The sequence below is a fragment of the Microbacterium sp. genome (assembly GCF_047972865.1).
Lineage (GTDB): Bacteria > Actinomycetota > Actinomycetes > Actinomycetales > Microbacteriaceae > Microbacterium.
In genome coordinates, this window is the sequence record NZ_JBKEAY010000240.1 from 22,616 (window position 1) to 42,813 (window position 20,198).

Sequence of the window (20,198 nt, forward strand, 5' to 3'; positions counted from 1 at the left end):
CGGGGCGACATCACCCCCAAGCTGCGCGGATGAAGGGGATGGCGTACGGCACACGCAGCCCCTGACCCTTGGATGCTGCCACCAAGCCCATGATGCACAGCACGGGGTGGGTGATCCCCACCCCGAGCAGCACCAAGAACGGCAGCCTCCCGGGGAACGGGCCGGGAGTGTAGAAGTTCTGGAGCGCGACCAGGAGAGTGGTCAGCACCACCGACAGGACCAGCACGAGAAACGCCGTCCACGCCCAGTTCGCGGCATTTCGGGCGTTCCCCTCGGCGATGGGTCCGTGGCGGCGCTGGGACGGGTACACCGCCGACGCGACGATCGCGACGATCGCGACGATGAGGAGGCTGAAGAACGGAATCGGAATGAACCCCAAGAAGCCGAGCCCCCAGGTGAGCGACCCGGTCGCGGGACGGGTCATCATGGGCTGCCCCGTGGGGGCGGGGTAAGCAGCGGCGGTTGCCCGCGTCGACTGTCCACAGCCCGTGTCCCTACCCACGCCTCCTGTCCGCGAGACTACAGCTGCGCTGTCGAGACCGCGCGGTTTACGTGCGGTCTCGATAGCGCGCCTGTCGTTTCGCGGGGACGGGGAGCGGGGCGGGGACGGGGAGCGGGGCGGGGGCTGTCAGCCGAACGCCGCCTTGGCGGCCAGCACCCGCCGCACGGCCTCGTCGACCCGCGCCGCGAAGGCCGGATCGGCCTGCGCGCGAGCCAGGACGGCGTCGTACATCTCGGCGTACACCGACGGGTCGGCCGACACCAGCACCAGGTCAACCCCCGCCGTCAGGGCCCGCAGCGCCCGGTCGGCCGGCGCCACAGCGCGCACCGCACCGGCCGCCGAAACGTCGTCGGTCATCACGACCCCGTCAAAGCCCACCCCGTCGCGCAGCACCGCGATGACCGCCGGCGAGAACGTCGCCGGCTGGGTGTCGTCGATCCGCGCGTGCACGGCGTTGGACACCATCACGACCGACGCTCCCCCGGACGTCAGCGCGGCGTACACCGCCACATCGGGGGCGTCGGCGCCGACAGCCTCATCAACGACCCGATCGGCGAAGTCGGTGTTGCTCGTCACCCGGCCGAGCCCCGGGAAGTGCTTGAACGTCGGCATGACCCCGGCATCCCGCATCCCGTCGGCGAACGCGCCGGTCTTCTCGGCGACCGTCTCGGCGTCGTAGCCGTACTGGCGTCCGAGCGCGCCGATCGGCGGGTTGTCGAACCGGACCTCCGCACTCGTGACGATGTCAGCCACCGGCGCCAGATTCATCGTCACCCCCACCGACCGCAGTTGCCGGCCCCAGCGTTCCGCATCCGAGCGCACCTGCGCAGCCGGCGCATCCGCCTGCTCGATCGCGTACGGGATGTCGTCGAACCCGCGCCCGCGCAGCACCTGCACCTCACCGCCCTCCTGGTCGGTCGCCACCCACAGCGGCACGCCCGCAGCCCCCACCGCGGGAAAATGCCCGACCACCGCCGAGACCGCGGCCGTCCCCGCTGTGGTCCTCCCGTGCAGGAACACGGCACCCGCGTGCCGCTCGGTCACCGCCGCGATCGTCACATCGGATGCCGCATCCACCGGCGTCCCCACCATGAACAGCTGCCCGACGCGCTCGGGAAGACTCAGCTGCCCGACCGGGTCCTCGACGGGATCCTCGACCGGGTCGATGTCCGGCGTGCGGGGCGCGTCGGATGCCGTCGCCGACCGCGACGGCACGGATTCCGCGGGCGCGCACGAGGCCACCGCGAGCGCCGTCGTCATCGCCGCGGCGGCAAGCAGCCATCGAATCCACATGCCTCCATCCTCCCGTAGCGCGCACCCGGCGCGTGCGGGCAGGAAGCGAGGCCCGCGGATCGGTCGCCCCTCAGGCCGCCACCGCGAACTCGGCCATGGGCTGCAGCAGATCGGCGCCGGGCGCGAAGCGCCAGCCGACGTGAGCCGGGTGCGCGAAGCGGACGCGCACCCGGCTGGCGATCGCGGCTCTCGTCATCCCCTCCGCAGACAGACTCATCCGGAAATCCGGCGCACCGCAGCTGAAGGTCACCACGTCCGGCGCGGCACCGCCCTCCACGCTCGGCAGCGGAACGGTCAGCCCGCGCCCCGTGCGCTTGACCAGCGCCTCCTTCCGGGTCCACAGCGAACTGAGGTCATCGGCCCGGCGCAAGACGTCGCGCAACGACCGTTCGCGTTCTGAGGCGATCCGCTCGAACAGCCCGCCGTCGAAGCCGACCCGCGACTGCACGTCGATGCCGACCGGCACCGGGGCACTGACGCACGCACACACGGTGCCGTCGTGCGACAGGCTGAAGTGCATGCCGTTGCCGTCGGCGAACGCCGGCTTGCCGTAGCGGCCGAGCTGCACGTCGGGCATCGGCGTCCCGTGGCGCTGCTCCCACAGCAGTTGCAGCAGCGCGAACGACAGGATGCTGGTGTCGCGATCCTGCGGTCGCAGATATGCGTCCGCCTTCTCTCGGCGCGCGGCGGGAAGTGCCGCGTGCAGCCGGGCGAGCATCGCTCGCTCGACACGGTCGGCCAAGCCGATCAGAATCTCCATGTCATGCCGCCTTGTCCAGAATCAGGGCGATGTTGTGACCGCCGAACCCGAGCGAGAGGGATGCCGCCCGCGTCAACGGCGCGGGTCGGGCCACCGTGTGCACCACGTCGACGGCGATGTCGTCGGCGACCGTCGAGGTGCCCACCGTGGGCGGCACCTCGCCGCGGTGCAACGCGAGCACAGCGGCGATCGCTTCGACGGCACCGGCGGCCCCGAGCATGTGCCCGGTCACCGACTTGGTCGACGTGACCAGCGTGCCCTCCCCCAGCACACGGCGGATCGATGCCGCTTCGCTGCGATCGTTGAGCACCGTCCCGGTGCCGTGCGCGTTGACGTGCAGGGGGCGATCCGGTTCCCCGGCCTCGGCGAGCGCGTCACCGAGGGCCCGGTCCAACGCCGCACCGTTCTCGGCCGGCGCGGTGATGTGCGAAGCGTCGTTGGTGACGCCGAACCCAGTGACCTCCGCGTGGATGCGCGCACCACGCGCACGCGCGTGGGATTCGCTCTCCAGCACCAACGCGGCACCCCCCTCGCCGATGACGAAGCCAGCTCGATCCCGGTCGAACGGGATGCTGGCGCGATCGGGATCGGATGCCGCCGTCAGCGCCCGCAGGTTCTCGAACCCCGCCGCGATCAGTTTGCGGGTGGACGCTTCGGCACCGCCGCAGACGATGGCGTCGGCGTACCCGTGACGAATCGCGCGCATGCCCTCTCCTATGCTCGCCGCGCTCGCGGCGCACGCGGCGACATGCGCCACCGCCGGACCGCGGGCACCGATGTCGATGGCGACGCCGCCGGCCAGCATGTTCCCGACGAACTTCGGTACCAGCAGCGGCGAGACCCGGCGAGCACCGCGGGCGAGCAGCGCGTCGGCTTCGTCGAGCAGGGTACCCACGCCGCCCATGCCACTGGTCATGTGGACGCCGAGTCGATACGGGTCCACGGCGCCGGTCAGTGCCGCATCCGCCATGGCTTCGCGTGCCGCGATCAGCCCGAACAGGCTGTACGCGTCCAACCTGCGCGCCGTGCGCTCGTCGACGTGGGACGCGCTGTCCACCCCGGTGACGGGCGCGTGGACACGCACCGACATGTCGGTAGTGTCGAAGCGATCCAGGGGCACAATGCCGTGGCGTCCCGCGAACAGGTTCGCCTCGAACGCGGCCAGACCCGTCCCGATGGGGCTGACCACGCCCATCCCCGTGATGACGACCTTCTCCATGATTCCTCCTTGTTCGGCCCGGACCCGGGTGTGGTCCGCACGTCGGTGCGGGCCACACCGCGGTCAGGCGAGCTGCAACGTTCCGGCCTGCAGCACGGCGTCGTAGAGGTCCTGCGCGGTGACGACCTGGTCGGTCACCTCGACGCTGTGGCCGAGGAGGTCTTCGATCTGCATCACGAACTCGAAGATGCTGATCGAGTCGACCCCGATCTGCGCGAGGTCGTCGGTGAGCGCGAGGGCGTCGGCGGGTACGGCCGTGAACGGCGCCAGGGTGTCGAGAAAGGTCTGTTCGTTCATCATGTTTCTCCTTGTGTCGGTGTTTTCTGGGATGTGGGTCAGAAGCCCTGGTTACGCAGCCACGCGAGGAGATCGTCCTCGCGACGGTCGGCGTTCTCGCGCGTCCACGGGCCGGGAGTGTTCTCGGCGACGATGCGGCCGTCCCGCAGGTACACGACGCGGTCGCCGCGGGCCGCGCACGCCGGGTCGTGGGTGACCATGACGATGGTCGTGCCGTCGCGGTGCACCCCGGTGAGGGCGTCCATCACTTCGGCCGACATCGAGCTGTTCAGCGCCCCGGTCGGCTCGTCGGCGAACAGGATCGCCGGTTCGCACGCCAGCGCGCGGCAGATGGAGGCCCGCTGCAGCTGACCGCCGGACACCTGTGTGATGCCGTGGTCGGCCACGTGCGCGATCTCGAACCGTTCCATGAGCGCCTGCACGCGCGCCACCGCTTCGTCCCGCGCATCCGGCGCGGCCTTGAGTGCGGGCAGCAGGATGTTGTCGCGGATGCTGAGGTTGGCCAGCAGGTACGCCTGCTGGAACACGAATCCCATTCGGGTGAGCCGGGTACGGCTCATCTCGGCGTCGTTGAGGGTGGTCAGGTCGCGGCCGTCGAGGAAGACGCTGCCGCTGGAGGGCCGGTCCATCCCGCTGATGCTGTACAGCAGTGTGGACTTCCCGGAGCCGGAGGCTCCCATCACGACGAGGAACTCCCCCTCGCGCACGGTCAGGTCGATCCCGTCGAGCACCCGCGTGGGCGGGTCGGTCGACGCGTACGTCTTGGTCAGGTCCTGGCTCCGCAGAGCCAGGGAGTTAGCGTGTGCCATTGGTATTCCCCTCGTGTGACAACCATGAACTCTTATCGGCACGGCGCAGTCGCGCCGTGAGAAGGACCGCGCCGAGATAGCCGGCGCCGATCAGGGCGAGCGGCAAGACCAGGTACGCCAGCCACACGTTCGGCAGGAACGTGAGGTGCGCGATCCCCAGCCCGGCGAGCGCGAGCAGGCCGCCGGTCATCGACTCGCCGACGGTCGCCGCGAACAGCACCCCGAGCACCGTCCCGACCGTCACCACCAGCAACGTCTTGCCCCGCACCTGCGCCGTCAGTTCGCGTGCGGAGAAGCCGATCGCCGACAGGACGCCCATGCTGCGACGGTCGCGGGAGAGCCGCAGCCGCAGGAACAACGCCGTGATCAGCAGGGCGACGGCCAGTCCGAACGCGACGCTCAACACCGCGGCGGTGCGGAACGCGCTGGTGACGTACTCGAGTGTCTGCGTCACGTACTCCGCCATCGGCACGACCGCCGCACCGGGGAACAGATCCCCGTACTCGGTGGCCACCGCGGCGGGGTCATCGTCGCCGGACAAGTCGGCGTAGACGACGTAGCCGGCCGCGCCCCGGGCGACCTCCCCCTGCATCTTGGCGGTGCGCCCCCCGCTGGTGACGTCCTGATAGACGCCGCTGACTGTGTAGTCCGCGCGGGTCCCGTCGACGGTCACCTCCATCGGGTCGCCGACCTGCAGGCCGAACGCGTCGGCGTTGAGGACCGACAGCGCGATCTGGCCGTTCCCGGGCGCGGTGCCCGAGACGAAGTCGACGGTGTCTGTCGTGTAGTCACCCACCTCGACACGCAGCGTCTGCATCCCTTCCGGCCCCTCGGTTTCGACCAGCACGTTCGCGAACACCCGCACGTCGTCGAGGCGGTCATCATCGGCCATCGCGCCCAACAGGTCGTCGCGGGTGCGATCGACGTCGTCGGAGAACAGCAGGTCGGCGCGAAGATCGCTGGTGGGCGCCCCCATGTAGCTGACGAACCGCGGGCTCTCGAACGTCGTGAGCAGGTTCAGTGGCAGCGTGATCATGATCGCGGTGAGGAAGAACACCACCGGAACCAGCACCCACTGGCCGAGCTGAGACCGCAGGTCGAGCATCGCCAGCCGCCGGCCGATGTGCCGGCCGCGGTAGCGGGCCAAGCTGCGCCGACGTACCCGCGCGCTCTGCCGGCGGGCGCGGCGGGCGGTCTGCCGCTCGGTGAGCGTGCTGCCGTGGACGAGTGCGCCGACGACGTCGATGCGACGCACCGCCCGCAGCACGCCGGCGCAGATGGCCACGACGATCACGTAGACCAGCAGGAGCGCCACCACAGGCACCAGCACCGTCCACACCGTGGTCTCGGCGGCGGCGTACGTGGCCTGCGCGCCGCGGGTCAGCGCGGCGGTGGCGGGCAGTGCCAGCGCTCCGCCGAGCACGCACGCCAGTAGCGTCATGACGCTGTATTTGCCGAGGTAGAGGCGCGAGATCTGCCGAGAGGGGATGCCGATGGCCTTCATGGCACCGATCTCCCGCACCTCGTCCTGCAGCGACCCACGGATGACGAAGCGCAGGTTCAGCAGGGCGATCAGGATGAGAAGCAGGCTCGCGAAGATGAGCGCCACGGCGACGAGGCCGTCGCTGAACGCGTTGATGAGCCGGATCATCTCGTAGGTGACGGCCTGCCCGTTCTTGGGCAGGGTGTCGTCGGCCTCGTAGGCCGCCTGCAGGGCATCCGCCCCGCTGGGGTCATGCAGGCGATACTCCACGATGATCTCGGGGTCGCCGCCGCCGGCGGCGGCCAGCGCCGTCCAGTCCGTCTCGGAGACGAGGAACCGTGTCGCCGACGACAGCGACGAGGCCATCTGGGCGTCGCGGACGAAGCCGGTCACGGTCAGGTCGTGGAGGCCGTCGTCGGTGCGCACCCCGAGTTCGTCACCGACCTGCAACCCGAAGCGCTGCTGGTAGGCGACTGGAACGTACACCTCCCCCGCCGCGGGCTCGGCGATGACGCCGTCCTGGTCGATCAGGTAGTCGAAGTCGGGGTTCTGTGTCACGAAGAGGTTGTCCACCAGGCTGTCGGACAGATCACCGGATTCCCCGCTGGCCGGGCGCGTCCACGAGATCGCGGAGCTGTCGAATCCGTACATGTCCACGACGGTCCAAGACTCGATACCGGACTGTTCGCCGGCGAAGTCCTCCAATGCCGCGGCGTCGTAGTCCCCGACGTGCATCTGCAGGAAGTGCGGCGGCTTGGCCTGCGCGAACAGTGCGTCGACCGATCCGGTGAGGCGCTCGATGACCATCGCTCCGGTGGCCATCAGCGTCGCGCTGAGCACGAGCAGGACGAACAGGGCGATGTTGATGGCCCGGTTGCGGCGCAGGTCGCCCATCGCGTAGCGCAGCATCAGGTTTTCGCGGCTGCTCATGACAGACTCCACACGCCGGGGATCTGCAACGACATCCAGGTCAGGACCAGGTGATAGATCACGTCGAGCACGATGTTGCCGACCTCGATCAGATCGGTCTTCCCGGTCTCGCGGCGCTTTCGCACCACTTCCTGGGTGTGGGTCCACAACCCGCTGAGACCGTATACGTACAAGGTCACGAGCGTGCCGACCCAGAAGTTTCCGTGGAACCAGATCGACATCACGCCCATGATGCCCAGGCCCAGCTGAGCGAACCCGTACTTCACCTGGAACGGACTGGTCGCCCAGCCCAGCTTGGCGGCGGTCTGCCGCGGTCGCAGCACGTTGATGACGAACCCGATCACCGCGATGATCCCGTGCGTCACCGCGAACTGGTGCAACAGCAGGGTGCGGATGATGGTGGTCTGATCGGCGGCGAAACCTCCCAGCGCGAGTTGCACGAGGGCGGTCACCACCCCGATCCCTATGATGACGACGATCCACATGTCAGTCAGAGCTCCTTACGGTCGGCGCCGGAGCGCGCGACGTTGCGTTCGAGTCCACGGACGCTGCGCACCCGTGGGATGAGGACGGCGACGACCAGCAGCAGCACACCGACCAGGCCGAACATCAGGCCGATGCCGCGGGACTCGCCCACTCCGATCACGCGGCCGAGAGTGTCGGCGAGCGCGCCGCCGTCGACCAGGAGCGGGGTGAACACGTCGTCGGCGAGGATGCCCGATCGGCGTACGCGACGATGTATCCCAGCTGCGAGATGAGCCCCATCAGACCCCATACCCGCCCCTGGGTCTGGTTGGGGATCGATGACCGCGCCAGCACCTCGACACTCGTGTTGAGGACGGGCAGGGTCATGAAGAAGACGAAGGCGAGCGCCGCGATGGCCACGACGTTGACGGTGCTGCCCATGAGGGTCACGGTGACACCGGCCACCGCGAGGGCGATCGAGATGTAGCGGGTGTGCCGGGTGCCCATGCTGAACACGCCGATGAGCGCGCTGGCGACGATCATGCCGATCGCAGCGACCGAGCGGACCACCCCGAGGGTCTCCTCATCGGCGAGGTCCAGCAGCATCGGGGTCAGCAGGGTCTGCAGGAACCCCATGCAGAAGGTCGCGAGGGTGACCAGCAGCATGAGCACCGTGATGCCGCGATGATGGGCGAGGAAGGCGACCCCGAGGCGGAAGTCCTCCCAGAACGGGGTGCGGGCGGCACGGGCTGCGGTGGTCCCGATCCGGCGCCACACGATCACCATGGCGGCCGTCGTGACCACCATCGTGCTGATGTCGATCATGAGGATCGTGGCGATGCCGAACTGCGCCATCAGGATCCCGGCGATCGCCGGCGACACCAGGAACTGTGCAGCCGAGGCAAACTGCACCATTCCCCCCGCCCGCGCGTACTGCTCCGGGGAGAGCAGATCGGTCGCGGTTGACCGGTAGGCCGGGTCCATCACCGAGGTGAACAGGGAGCTGAAGGCGACGCACGCGCAGATGACGGGGATACTGGCCGCGCCGCTGTGGAAGGCGATCAGCAGCAGCACCAGCCCACCCGCCGAGAACGTGTCGCCCAGAATCATGAGCAGGCGCCGATCGAATCGGTCGGCCAGCACCCCGCCGATGGGCGCGAGCAGAACGCCGGGCAGGAACGCGGCCATCGTCACCGCGGCGACGGCCGCGCTGGATCCGGTCGCCTGGTAGGCGTACACAGCGAGCCCGAAGGCCGTCAGGCCGTTTCCGAGGCGGGCGACCAACTGCGCGCTCCAGATGACCAGGAAGCTGCGCATGCCGCCGGCTGCGGGGCTCGCGGGCGCGCCGACGGCCGGTTCGATCGAAGAGGACATACCCTCTAAAATACCGGTCGACCGGTTTTAATCAACGCGCCTCACAGGAATGAGAGCCTTCTCATTACTCAAAGCTCCACGCGGCGAGGTGCGCGCTGACGGCTAGGAGGGCTCCAGCCGAGGCCGCAGCAGCTGCCACATCTCATCGAGCCGCTCGTCGAGGTCGCTCAGCGAGGCCTCCACCAGGGAGATGGTCTGGATGCCGGTGAAGGCCGCCACGAGAAAACGCGCCAGTGCCGCACCGTCGGCATCCCGGGTGATCTCCCCGCGCTCCTGTCCGGCCGCGATGACCCCCGCCGCGGAACGCTCCCAGATCTGATAGGTCGCGAAGATGTGCGGATTCTCCGAACTGCCCCGCTCGACGGCCAGGCGCATCGCCGCCTGCAACGTGGTGTCTTCCTGAAGCCGCCGCGCCAGCAGCCGGGTCATGTTGATCAGCAGCTCCAACTGGGTCCCCTGGAAGTGCCGCACGTATTCCTCGAAAGCCTCGTTGACTTCGCGCTGCGTCTGGATCATCGCCTCGGCCAGCGCGATCTTCGACGGGAAGTGGAAGTACAGCGCGCCCTTGGTCACGCGCGCCTGCGTCGCGATCTCGGCGAGGCTCGCCCCGGCGAAGCCGTGCTGAACAAAGGCGTCGGCCGCGGCCTGGATGATCGCACGGCGAGTCTCGACCGCGCGCGCCTGCATCGTCATCGTCGCGCTCCCTCTCGATGTTCCGCACCGCCCCGGGAGGATGTGCCCCGGGTCGCGGCGGTGGCTCGCCGACGGTTCCACACTAGCCATCAGCGGGGTTTGCGAACCGGCGCACGCCGGGTGCTGGCGCCGCCCGCCGGCGATGCAGCGCGGAACAACGACGGGCTCTGCGGCGTTGCATCCTCCCAAAGAGAGGAGCCGCTATGGGCGATGCAGCCGCGATGACGGTCACCCGAAACGACGACGCCGGACGGTACGAGATCCATGTGGACGGCGTACTGGCCGGTTTCACCGAGATCCGTCCCGACCATGAGGGGCGGATCGTGATGCCCCATACGAGCATCGAGAAGGACTTCACCGGTCAGGGGATCGGGGGCCGGCTGGTCGGGGGCGCCCTAGCCGACATCGCGAGCCGCGGTGAGACCGTGGTGCCGGTCTGCCCGTTCGTCGTGAAGTACGCTCGCGAGCACGACATCCCCGGGCTCACCGTGCACACCCGCGAGGGCGACGACACCACGGCGGCATGAGCCGGCTCGACGCCGGCGACGTCACGCGCGAGTCGGCGGCGGCGTGCGACGGCCCTCGCGCGCTGCTCCTGGAAGCGCGGGAGGTGCCACTGGGCGGCGTACGGGCGATGTCGGTGCACCGCAGCCTGCCGCAGCGCGACCTTCCCCTGGTCGGGGCGTGGTGCTTCCTCGACCGGTTCGGGCCACAGACCACGAGAATGCGGGTGGAGCCCCACCCGCACGTCGGGCTGCAGACGGTGACCTGGCCGTTCACCGGCGAGGTGCACCACCGCGACGCCCTGGGCAGTGACATCGTGGTCCGCCGCGGCGCCCTCAACCTCATGACCAGCGGCGCGGGCATCGCGCACTCGGAGTACTCCGTGGGGGAGGATGCCGTGTCCCTCGACGCGCTGCAGTTCTGGGTGGCGCTCCCCGAGGACCGCCGCCACGGCCCGCCCGCGTTCGAACGGCACGAGAACCTCCCGGTCGTCGACCTCGGCGGCGGAGCGAGCGCCACCGTCGTGGTGGGGTCGTTCGCCGGCGTCGACTCCCCCGCCACGATGTACACCCCGATCGTCGGCGCGGAGATCACCGTGCCCGCCGGGACTCGCACCACGATTCCGCTCACACCCGAGTGGGAGCACGCACTTGTGGCCGTGGGCGGCCAACCAGTCGTCGCCACCGATGACGGTATCCGGATGCCCCACCGGTCACTGCTCTACCTCGGCATCCACCGCGAGAGCATCGACGTGCACGCCGATGGCGACGCGACCGTGTTCCTCCTGGGCGGTGCGCCGTTCGAGGACGAGATCGTCATGTGGTGGAACTTCGTGGGACGCAGCCACGACGAGATCGTCGCGGCCCGCGAGGACTGGGAGGCCGGCACCGACCGGTTCGGCCACGTCGTCGGCCACGGCACCGAGCGCATCCCGGCACCCCCGATGCCGCACGTGCGCCTCACCCGCCGCCGTCGCCGCATCTGACCGGTTTCTCACGGCCAGGCCCCCAGCCCCCGCCGGTACCCTGGAAAGGTGACCCGAAATCCGCTGTTATCGACGCGCGTGCTGCTCGTGTGCGCGGCGATCGGGGTCGCCACCGGCCTGGTCGGCGGGATCGCCGGGACACTCACCCCGCTGGTGCTCGCCGCGGTTCCCTTCGCCTACGGGATGCTGCTGGGAGTGCACGTCCTGCCGGGCATCATCGCGCAGGAGGTGCTGCGGCTGCCGCTGGTGGCCATCGTCACCCACCTGCTCGCCGCACTCGTCGCCAGCGCATTCAACCCGGCCTGGGCGCCGCGCTTCATCGGTACGGCACTGTTGTTCGGCGGCATCCAGGAGGGCATGGCCGCGCTCACCCGCTACCGCGGGTGGGGGCCGTGGCGCTTTCTGCTGTCGGGCGTGATCGTGGGCCTGGTCGTCGCGGTCGTCGTGTACGCGGTCGTCGACCTCGCCGCGCTGCCGCCGTGGGCGCAAGTGTTCTACCTCGTGCTCTCGGTCGCCGCCCCGGTCGCGTGGACCACGGTCGGGCTCGCGCTGGGCCGGGGGCTGCGGCAGGCGGGCGTCGCGCCCGCCACTCGGGGTGGCCGTGGTTAGGTTAGGCTAATCATTCCCACCACCTCTGGATCGCCCGTGACCTTCCCCGCTGCACTCGCACCCCTGTTGCGCGCACGCGACGTGAGCATCCGCCACGACGGGGCATCCGTCCCGACCCCGGCGGCGGCGAGCCTCGAGGTCGCCGCCGGCGACATCGTGCTGCTGCTCGGACCGAGCGGATGCGGGAAGTCCACGCTCGCGCTGTCGTTGAACGGTCTGGTCCCGCAGTCGATCCCGGCGACGGTGTCGGGCCGCATCGAGGCGGTGGGCCTGAACCCCGCCGACCAGCCCGTCGCGCGGGTGAGCACCCGTGTGGGCATGGTGTTCCAGGACCCGGACGCGCAGGTGGTGACCGGCACGGTGCTCGACGAGGTCGCCTTCGGCCCCGAGAACCTGTGCCTGCCCGTCGGCGAGGTGCTGGCGCGCACGGAGGCGGCGCTGCAGCGGGTCGGGCTCTGGGATCGGCGCGACCAGAACCCCGACCGCCTGTCCGGCGGCGGACGGCAGCGGCTGGCGATCGCGTGCGCACTGGCGATGGGGTCGCCGGTGCTCGTGCTCGACGAGCCCACCGCCAACCTCGACCCGGCGGGCATCGACGAGGTGTACGCCGCGGTCGCGGCCGCCGTGGGCGAGGGCACCCGGGGCGTGCTCCTGATCGAGCACAATCTCGACGCCGCCGTCGCCCTCACCACCCGTGTCGTGGTGCTGGACGAGGCCGGCACCACGATCGCCGACGGGTCGGTCGACGAGGTGATCCGCGCGCGGGCGCCGGAGCTGCACGCGCTCGGGGTGTGGTTGCCGATCTCCACGATCGCGGCGCTGCGGCTGCAGCGGGCCGGCTGGACCTTCGAGCGGCTGCCCGTCACGCCTGACGAGCTGCGACGTGCCGTCGCCGCGCCGGGCGCCACCCCGGCATCCACCCCGTCCGGCACCCTTCCCGCCACCCCGGCGGCACCGCAGATTCGGACATCCGCCACAGATTCGGCCCACCCGCGCCAAAACCTCCGAATCCGCGAGCAGACTCCGAATCCAGCGCCCCCCGTCGCGGTGACCGGTCTCGCCCTGCGGCGCGGTCGCACCGACGTGTTGCACGATGTCGACCTGCGGATCGGCGGCGGTGAGTTCGTGGCGGTCGTCGGCCCCAACGGCGCCGGCAAGACCAGCCTCATCCAGGCGATCGCCGGAGTGGTCCCGGTGCCTCGCGGGGCGGTGCGCATCGGCGAACTCGATGTCGCCCGCACCGACCGGCGCACCCTGGCCCGGCACGTCGGGTTCGTGTTCCAGAACCCCGAACACCAGTTCATCGCGAACACGGTGTACGACGAGCTCGCCCACGGCCTGCGACGTCAGGGGCTGTCGGACGCCGATGTCGACGTGCGGACGACCGACGTGCTCTGGCGACTCGGCCTCCAAGGCCACGCGCAGCGCCATCCGTTCCTGCTCTCCGGCGGTCAGAAGCGGCGGCTCTCGGTGGGCACCGCATTGGTCGCCGGGGCGCCGGTGCTGGCGCTGGACGAACCCACGTTCGGGCAGGACCGCGCCCGCGCCGACGAGCTGTTGCACCTCTTGCGCGACCTGAACGCCGACGGCAGCACCATCATCGTCGTCACCCACGACATGCAGCTGGTCGCCGAGTACGCCGACCGGGCGGTCGTGGTGCGCGACGGACGGATCATCGCCGACCGCGGCACCGCCGAGGTCTTCGCCGACGACGATCTGCTCGCCCGCGCGTCCCTGCGGCCGCCGCCCCTCGCCCGGGCGCTCCGCGAGGCTCCGCCGCCGCTGACCGGCTGCACCCGGCTGGCCGACCTCCCGAGCGGGTCAGAGTGAGCGTCGCCGATCCGTTCACCACCGACGCGCCCCGCGCGGGCTACCTGTATCGGCTCAATCCGCTCGCCAAGCTCGTCGCGCCGCTGCCCGCGATGGTGGGGCTGGTGTTCGTGCGCGACGTGGTGACGCCGCTGCTGTTCCTCGGGGCCGCCGTTCTCCTGCTGCTGACCGGCGCCCGGCTGTCGGGGCGGATGCTGGGTCTGCTGTTCGGCGTGATCCCGGCGGTCGTCGTGGTGATCGCGTTCGGAATGTCGCTGTGGGTCGATCCCACGCGGGTCGATCAGTCGATCACGGTGTTGCAGCTCGGCACCTGGCACCTGTACGGCGGCGCCGCTCTGGTCGGGTTGGCCACGGGCGTGCGGTTGGGTGCGATCATCGCTCTCGCACTGGCCGCGGGTGCCACCACGTCGGGGCCCGACCTGGTGCGCTCGGCCGTGCAACAGGTGCGAGTGCCGTATCGCGTCGGCTACACAGCGCTGGCCGCCTTCCGGTTCGTGCCGCGGTTCGCGCACGAACTCGACGTCATCCGCCAGGCTCATCGCGTCCGCGGCGCGCACGGCGGACGTGGACCGTTCGCGGCGATCGCCCGCTGGTGGGGCTACGTCGTGCCGCTGCTGGCCGGCGCCATCCGTCACGCCGAGAGGGTCGCGCTGGCGATGGATGCCCGCGCGTTCGGCGCGCATCCGGCACGCACCGAACGCCACGTCGTGCGATTCCGCGCGGCGGATGCCGTCTTCATCGCCGCGTCCTGGGTCGCCACCGTCGTACTGTTCTGGCTTGGGCTCGGGCTCGGGGGGATCGCCGCCTAGACAACGGCGACCGCCCCGGCGGCGCGGGCGAGACCCCTCAGCGTTTACCGGCGATCTGACGGGAGACGATGTCGCGCATGATCTCGTTGGTGCCGCCGTAGATCCGGTGCACCCGCGCGTCGAGGAACGCGCGCGCGATCGGGTACTCGGTGATGTAGCCGTACCCGCCGTGCAGTTGCACGCACGTGTCGACGACCTCCCACTCCCGTTCGGTGGCCCAGAACTTCACCTTCGCGGCCTCCTCCGGCGAGAGCTTTCCGGCGGCGTAGGCGCGCAGCGCCCGGTCGATGTAGGCCCACAGCGCGTCGACGGCCGTCGCGACATCGGCGATGCGGAACCGGCTGTTCTGGAAGTCGATGACCCGTTCCCCGAATGCTTCCCGATCCTTCGTGTACGCGACGGTCCAGGTCACCGCGGCCTGGGCGGCGGCAGCCGCGGCCACACCGATCGACAGGCGCTCCAGGGGCAGGTTCATCATGAGCTGCACGAAGCCCTTCCCCTCGACCCCACCGATCAGGTTCTCGTCGGGCACGAACACGTCGCTGAAGCTCAGCTCGGCAGTGTCGTGCCCGTGGAAGCCCATCTTGTGCAGTTTCTTGCCATGCTCGAAGCCGGCCATCTCGTCCTCGACGATGACAAGACTGAACGCGTCGGGACGGTTGCCCTCCCCGGTCTTGACGAACGTCACGACCATGTCGGCGCTCGCACCCGAGGAGATGAACGTCTTCGCGCCGTTGACGAGATACCCGCCGTCCACCTTCTTCGCGGTCGTGGCGATGCCGCGCAGATCGCTGCCCGCGCCTGGCTCGGTCATCGCGAGCGCACCGACCACGTCGCCGGTGGCCATGCGCGGCAGCCACTTCTCCTTCTGCGCCGTCGTACCCATGTGCACGATGTAGGGCACGGCGAGGTCGTCCTGGATGCCGAAGGCTCCCGCCAGCGACCCGGCACCGGCGCCGATGATCTCCTCGTTGACGACCGTGCGGAACCGGTAGTCCTGCAGCATCCCGGCCCCGCCGAACTCCTCGGGAACGCTCAGGCCGATGATGCCCGCCTGTCCGGCCGCCCGCATGGTGTCGCGGTCGACCTGGCCGTCGGTATCCCACTGTTCGCGTTTCTCGTGGGTGACGTACCGCTTCACGAACTCCTTGACGACGTCCCGGAACGCCTCATGGTCCTCGTCGTAGATGTCGCGCTCCATGCGCCGCCTCCCTCATCTGGCACGGTGTGGCACTGCCCCGTCGATCTCGACTCTACGCCGCGGGAGATCGCGCCGGCGCGGCGTCAGCCGGTGTAGTCGGGGGCGGGCGGGAGGCCGAAGAACTCCTCAAGGGTGTGATAGCCGCCCTCGTGATAGACCGCGGCCAGTTCGGGGCTGAGATAGCGCAGGTGCCACGGTTCCGCCTCGTAGCCGGTCACGTCGGTGTAGCCCGCTTCGTACCGCACGATGAAGCCGAACCGCCACGCGTTCTCGGCCACCCAGTCCGCCTGGTCGGTCCCGCCGAACGCGTCGATGCCGCCGCATCCGCTGTCGCAGGCCACGATGTCGACGGCCAGCCCGGTCTGATGCTCGCTGTACCCCGCGCGAGCGCTGGTGAGGTCAGCGTCGGCGCGCCCCAGCACGCCGAGGTATCCGGCATAGGTCGCTTCCTGGTAGCCGAGCGGACGGAAGCCGCTGTTGACGCCGATCGCCCCGGCGCCGTCGGCGACGACTGCGTCCGCAAGCTTTGCCAACGCGGCGGCGACGTCGGAGCGCATGTGGCCACCGCTGGTGCGCTGCACCCCCGCCGCCTGCGCCTGATCCGCCGGCGCGAAATCACGGGGGACGACCGCGTGGCGTTTGTTGACGACCACCCAGACCCGGTCGGCCGCCGACAGGTCGACGCAGTCGGCGACACCGTCGGCGATGGCGGAGCGGAACGCGCCACCGCCGCCGAACGCGGTGACGTCGTCGGCGTCCGTGCCGTCGTCGAGCGCAGCGAGCACAACGGGATCGTCGCACACCGCAGGAGCGGGAACAGCGGTCTGCACCGGAACCGGCAGGTCGGTCACCGCACGCGCGGTGTGGGCCGTACCCAAGGCGGTCGCGGCGTCGAGCCCGATGACGGATGCTTCCGCGGCGGACGACGACGTATTCACCAGGGCGGTCACGCCGACACCTGCCCCCACCACGATCACGATCGCGGCAGCCCACGCGAACTGGGCGCGCCGGCGCGCCGCCCGTCGCGCATAGCGCGCCGCGCGGCGCGACCCGCGCAAGTCACGTCGCAAGCGAAGTTCGGGTTCCCCAACCACGCCTCCATTCTGCTCCGTTACTCGCTCGCTCGCCTGCCGCCATCCACAGAATGAGCAAATATTCGATGCAATATCGCCATTTGTCCTGTGATATACGTTTTTTTGTTCTACACTGTCGCCATGCGCTGGCGCGGGCAGACGATCGACATCGACGACGACGCACTGCCCGGCCTGGGGCGAGACAGCGGACTGGTCCGGTCGATGACGACACCCGGGTTCACCGGGATGACCTTCCACGAAGTACGGGCGAAGTCGGCGCTCAACCACGTCCCCGGGGCGTCAGCCATGCCGTTCGAGTGGACGGTCAATCCCTATCGCGGATGCAGTCACGCGTGCACCTACTGTTTCGCTCGCGGGACTCACACCTACCTCGATCTCGACGGCGGGCGCGACTTCGATTCACAGATCGTCGTCAAGGTCAACGTCGCCGACGTGCTCCGACGGGAACTGGCGCGGCCGTCCTGGAAGCGCGAGTGGGTCGCGTTGGGCACCAACACCGATCCCTATCAGCGGGCGGAGGGGAAGTACCGGCTCATGCCCGGCATCATCGATGCCCTCGCCTCCAGCGGCACGCCGTTCTCGGTGCTGACGAAGGGAACGCTGGTGCGCCGGGATCTGCCGCACCTGATCGAGGCGTCCGCGCAGGTTCCGGTGACGCTCGCGGTGTCGGTCGCCGTCGCCGACGAGCGTCTTCGCGCGACCATCGAGCCTGGTGCACCGTCGTTCTCGGCCCGCCTCGACACGGTGCGCGCCGCGACGCATGCCGGCTTCCGCGTGACCGTGTTCCTCATGCCGGTCCTGCCGCACCTGACCGACTCGATCCCGGTGCTGGACGACACCGCGCAACGCATTCGTGACGCCGGTGCCGCGCGTGTGGTGTGGGGCGCCCTCCACCTGCGGCCCGGGGTCAAGCCGTGGTTCTTGCGATGGCTGAGGCAAGAGCATCCCGAGTTGCTGTCGTCTTACCGCGCCCTCTACCCGGGCGCCGCGGCACAGGCTCCGAAGTCCTACCGGTCATGGCTGTCGGCGCGCGTGCGTCCGATCCTGCGCCGCTACGGGTTGGATGCGCGCGACGAGGCGTCGCACGGGCGCCCCGTTCGGCCGCGCGCGGCTACCCCGGAACGCCTGTTCTGACGCGTCAGCCAACGGAGTCGAGCGCCTCCGTCACGGCGTACAACGCGCCGTCCGGGGTCAGCGTCCCGGTGACCGCCGCCCAGAGCGTGCCCTTGACCGCGAACGTCAGCGCCGTCGAGCCGAGGCCGTCCTCCTGCTCCCCGGCGAACACGGTCGATCCGGCGAATTCGCTCTCGGTCAGCCGGGCATCCTCCCGCAGGGTTGCAAGAATCGTGGGGACGTCGTCGGCGGAAGCCCGTGACAAGACGACGCTGTAGCCACCGTCGGAGTTGGGGATCTGCCATTCGCACGCCGTCTGCTCCAGGGACTCCGGGAATCGGCCGGCCAGATCGTCCGCGAACGCGGTGAGGTACAGCCCTTCGCCGGGTTCGGCGATCGCCCCCAGCACCGTCTGCGCACTGTCATCGGGCGCGACCAGGTCGCATCCGGGCAGCGGCAGATCGCTCTCGACGGCATCGGGCAACGCCGTCTGGGGCGCGTCGCTGGGTTCCACGGCCGCCTCGGTGGGCTCGGGATCGGTGCCGGAGCCGGCCTGCGGCGCGCAGGCGCTGAGGAGGGCGGCCGCGGCGAGGGCGAGTGTCGCAGCGCGGAGGGAACGGTGCATGGCCTGATTCTACCGGTGGGCGGCGGCCGTCACGGCGCGCGGCAGGTCGACGTCGGCGAGCTGACGCCCGGACAGTTCCTCCAGGATGTCGTCCCCGGGCCGCGCGGTCTCGAACGGCGCGTCGATCTCGGCGCGCTCCAGCATCTCGGTCATCCGCCGCCGGCGCTGGCGGGTGACGAGGGTGACCACCGTGCCGGCGCGCCCGGCCCGTCCGGTGCGCCCGGAACGGTGGAGGTAGGTCTTGTACTCGTCCGGCGGGTCGGCCTGGATCACCAGCTCGATGTCGTCGACGTGGATGCCGCGCGCGGCGACGTCGGTGGCCACCAGCACGCTCACCTTGCCGTCGGTCAGCCGCTTCAGGTTGCGTGTGCGCTTGGCCTGGTTGAGGTCGCCGTGCAGGGCGACGGCGGGGATGCCGGCGTCCTCGAGGTTCTCGGACACCATCTCGGCAAAGGCGCGGGTACGGGTGAAGATGAGGGTCTTGCCGTCGCGATCGGCCAGCGAGGCAAGCACCTCGGCCTTGTCGCGGTGATCGATCACGAGGACCCGGTGGTCGATCGTGCCGGTGTCCTGCGTCTCGCCGGCGACCTCGTAGACGGCGGGGTCGACGAGGAACTCGTCGACGAGCGCGGCGACCTCCCGGTCGAGTGTGGCCGAGAACAGCAGCTTCTGTGCGCCGTCGGCGACCAGACGGAGGATGCGCTGCATCGGCTCGAGGAAGCCCAGTTCGCTCATGTGGTCGGCCTCGTCGAGCACGACGATGCCGACCTCGCTCAGGTCGAGCTTGCCCTGCTCCTGCAGGTCTTCGATGCGCCCGGGGGTGCCGATCACGATGTCGACGCCCTTCTTCAGTGCGCCCACCTGTCGGGCCTGCGGCACGCCGCCGTAGACCTGCGTCGTGAACAGGCCGACGCTGCGGGCGAGGGCTTGCACGGTGCCGTCGATCTGCAGGGCCAGTTCACGCGTCGGGGCGAGGATGAGGGCCTTCGGCGCGCGACCGAACACCCGTTTCGTGCCGGCCTGCGCACGGAGGATCGACTCGACCAGGGGAGCTCCGAACGCGATCGTCTTCCCCGAGCCGGTGCGGCCGCGCGCGAGGACGTCACGTCCGGCCAGGATCGGTCCGATCGTGGCGGCCTGGATGGGGAACGGCGCAGCCGCCCCCAGTTCGGCCAACCGCTTCACGATGTTCTGCCCCAGCCCCAGATCGGCGAACGACGCTGCCTCCACCGTGGCCGCGTCGACCGCCTCGGCCTGAAGACGTTCGTGGACGACGTCGACGTGCTCGTTCGTCGCGGTCGGCGCGTCACGCCAGTCCGACCGGTTCGGCCGGTCCTGGGATCGCGGGCGGTCGGTGCGGGCGAGGCGTCGCTCCGGTCGGCCGGAGGAACGGCGGGGCCGATCCTCGCGATCGACGCCGCGCGAGCGGGCATCTCGGTCGGCGTACCGCGGCCGATCATCGCGATCGAAGCGCCGCGGCCGATCGTCCCGGTCGAACCGGCGGGGCCGGTCATCCCGGTCGAACCGGCGCGGCCGGTCGTCGCGGTCAGGCTGCCGTGGTCGGTCGTCCCGGTCGAACCGGCGCGGCCGGTCATCCCGATCG

Annotated in this window: 21 protein-coding genes; 6 read left to right on the plus strand and 15 right to left on the minus strand. The window is 70.1% G+C overall.

The window, feature by feature from the left end; translation table 11 throughout:
- Positions 1 to 10: 10 nt before the first annotated feature.
- The 11 genes from ACK5KK_RS14790 to ACK5KK_RS14840 all read right to left on the minus strand — a co-directional run bounded on the left by ACK5KK_RS14790 (position 11) and on the right by ACK5KK_RS14840 (position 9,825).
- Complete coding sequence (locus tag ACK5KK_RS14790) at positions 11 to 427, minus strand: DUF4870 domain-containing protein (protein WP_416890846.1); 417 nt, start codon at positions 425 to 427, stop codon at positions 11 to 13.
- 201 nt (positions 428 to 628) lie between these two features.
- Positions 629 to 1,795: a glycoside hydrolase family 3 N-terminal domain-containing protein gene (locus ACK5KK_RS14795; RefSeq protein WP_416890847.1), complete on the minus strand. Its 1,167-nt coding sequence runs from the start codon at positions 1,793 to 1,795 to the stop codon at positions 629 to 631.
- A gap of 70 nt (positions 1,796 to 1,865) precedes the next feature.
- A complete protein-coding gene (locus tag ACK5KK_RS14800; RefSeq protein ID WP_416890848.1) occupies positions 1,866 to 2,555 on the minus strand; it encodes a 4'-phosphopantetheinyl transferase family protein in 690 nt (229 codons plus the stop codon).
- 1 nt (position 2,556) lies between these two features.
- Entirely contained in the window at positions 2,557 to 3,774 is a 1,218-nt protein-coding gene (locus ACK5KK_RS14805) for a beta-ketoacyl-[acyl-carrier-protein] synthase family protein (protein ID WP_416890849.1), read from the minus strand.
- A 63-nt stretch (positions 3,775 to 3,837) separates the two neighbouring features.
- Complete coding sequence (locus tag ACK5KK_RS14810; protein ID WP_416890850.1) at positions 3,838 to 4,074, minus strand: acyl carrier protein; 237 nt, start codon at positions 4,072 to 4,074, stop codon at positions 3,838 to 3,840.
- A 35-nt stretch (positions 4,075 to 4,109) separates the two neighbouring features.
- Complete coding sequence (locus tag ACK5KK_RS14815; RefSeq protein ID WP_416890851.1) at positions 4,110 to 4,880, minus strand: ABC transporter ATP-binding protein; 771 nt, start codon at positions 4,878 to 4,880, stop codon at positions 4,110 to 4,112.
- Positions 4,867 to 7,293, minus strand: coding sequence for an FtsX-like permease family protein (locus ACK5KK_RS14820; protein ID WP_416890852.1), 2,427 nt, complete (start codon positions 7,291 to 7,293; stop codon positions 4,867 to 4,869). The genes ACK5KK_RS14815 and ACK5KK_RS14820 overlap by 14 nt, the downstream gene beginning before the upstream one ends.
- Complete coding sequence (locus tag ACK5KK_RS14825; RefSeq protein ID WP_416890853.1) at positions 7,290 to 7,778, minus strand: DUF6790 family protein; 489 nt, start codon at positions 7,776 to 7,778, stop codon at positions 7,290 to 7,292. Before ACK5KK_RS14825 ends, ACK5KK_RS14820 begins: the two co-directional genes overlap by 4 nt.
- Before the next feature lie 5 nt (positions 7,779 to 7,783).
- On the minus strand, positions 7,784 to 7,993 hold the full coding sequence (locus tag ACK5KK_RS14830; RefSeq protein WP_416890854.1) for a hypothetical protein: 210 nt from the start codon (positions 7,991 to 7,993) through the stop codon (positions 7,784 to 7,786).
- On the minus strand, positions 7,936 to 9,132 hold the full coding sequence (locus ACK5KK_RS14835; protein ID WP_416890855.1) for an MFS transporter: 1,197 nt from the start codon (positions 9,130 to 9,132) through the stop codon (positions 7,936 to 7,938). Before ACK5KK_RS14835 ends, ACK5KK_RS14830 begins: the two co-directional genes overlap by 58 nt.
- 102 nt (positions 9,133 to 9,234) lie before the next feature.
- On the minus strand, positions 9,235 to 9,825 hold the full coding sequence (locus ACK5KK_RS14840) for a ScbR family autoregulator-binding transcription factor (RefSeq protein ID WP_416890856.1): 591 nt from the start codon (positions 9,823 to 9,825) through the stop codon (positions 9,235 to 9,237).
- A 203-nt stretch (positions 9,826 to 10,028) separates the two neighbouring features.
- Between ACK5KK_RS14840 and ACK5KK_RS14845 the strand changes: the two genes are divergently transcribed.
- The 5 genes from ACK5KK_RS14845 to ACK5KK_RS14865 are packed head-to-tail and all read left to right on the plus strand — an operon-like array spanning position 10,029 to position 14,562.
- Positions 10,029 to 10,352, plus strand: a complete 324-nt coding sequence (locus tag ACK5KK_RS14845) for a GNAT family N-acetyltransferase (RefSeq protein WP_416890857.1) — start codon at positions 10,029 to 10,031, stop codon at positions 10,350 to 10,352.
- On the plus strand, positions 10,349 to 11,314 hold the full coding sequence (locus tag ACK5KK_RS14850) for a pirin family protein (RefSeq protein ID WP_416890858.1): 966 nt from the start codon (positions 10,349 to 10,351) through the stop codon (positions 11,312 to 11,314). The genes ACK5KK_RS14845 and ACK5KK_RS14850 overlap by 4 nt, the downstream gene beginning before the upstream one ends.
- Positions 11,315 to 11,362: 48 nt before the next feature.
- Positions 11,363 to 11,923, plus strand: coding sequence for an ECF transporter S component (locus ACK5KK_RS14855; protein WP_416890859.1), 561 nt, complete (start codon positions 11,363 to 11,365; stop codon positions 11,921 to 11,923).
- A 36-nt stretch (positions 11,924 to 11,959) separates the two neighbouring features.
- The gene (locus tag ACK5KK_RS14860) at positions 11,960 to 13,753 is read left to right on the plus strand and encodes an ABC transporter ATP-binding protein (RefSeq protein ID WP_416890860.1); all 1,794 of its coding nucleotides are present in this window, start codon (positions 11,960 to 11,962) and stop codon (positions 13,751 to 13,753) included.
- Positions 13,750 to 14,562, plus strand: a complete 813-nt coding sequence (locus ACK5KK_RS14865) for an energy-coupling factor transporter transmembrane component T family protein (protein ID WP_416890861.1) — start codon at positions 13,750 to 13,752, stop codon at positions 14,560 to 14,562. Before ACK5KK_RS14860 ends, ACK5KK_RS14865 begins: the two co-directional genes overlap by 4 nt.
- Positions 14,563 to 14,599: 37 nt before the next feature.
- Here ACK5KK_RS14865 and ACK5KK_RS14870 read toward each other — a convergent pair whose 3' ends face one another.
- On the minus strand, positions 14,600 to 15,763 hold the full coding sequence (locus ACK5KK_RS14870; protein WP_416890862.1) for an acyl-CoA dehydrogenase family protein: 1,164 nt from the start codon (positions 15,761 to 15,763) through the stop codon (positions 14,600 to 14,602).
- Between the two features lie 83 nt (positions 15,764 to 15,846).
- Positions 15,847 to 16,857 carry a M15 family metallopeptidase gene (locus ACK5KK_RS14875; RefSeq protein WP_416890863.1) on the minus strand — a complete coding sequence of 337 codons (1,011 nt, stop codon included), beginning with the start codon at positions 16,855 to 16,857 and terminating at the stop codon, positions 15,847 to 15,849.
- A gap of 120 nt (positions 16,858 to 16,977) precedes the next feature.
- Between ACK5KK_RS14875 and ACK5KK_RS14880 the strand changes: the two genes are divergently transcribed.
- On the plus strand, positions 16,978 to 17,991 hold the full coding sequence (locus tag ACK5KK_RS14880) for an Rv2578c family radical SAM protein (protein WP_416890864.1): 1,014 nt from the start codon (positions 16,978 to 16,980) through the stop codon (positions 17,989 to 17,991).
- A gap of 4 nt (positions 17,992 to 17,995) precedes the next feature.
- Here the strand turns inward: ACK5KK_RS14880 and ACK5KK_RS14885 are convergent, their stop codons facing one another.
- Together ACK5KK_RS14885 and ACK5KK_RS14890 are read right to left on the minus strand one after the other, a co-directional pair.
- Entirely contained in the window at positions 17,996 to 18,595 is a 600-nt protein-coding gene (locus tag ACK5KK_RS14885) for a hypothetical protein (RefSeq protein WP_416890865.1), read from the minus strand.
- Positions 18,596 to 18,604: 9 nt separating this feature from the next.
- On the minus strand, positions 18,605 to 20,198 hold a 1,594-nt coding region (locus ACK5KK_RS14890), incomplete at its 5' end, for a DEAD/DEAH box helicase (protein ID WP_416890866.1).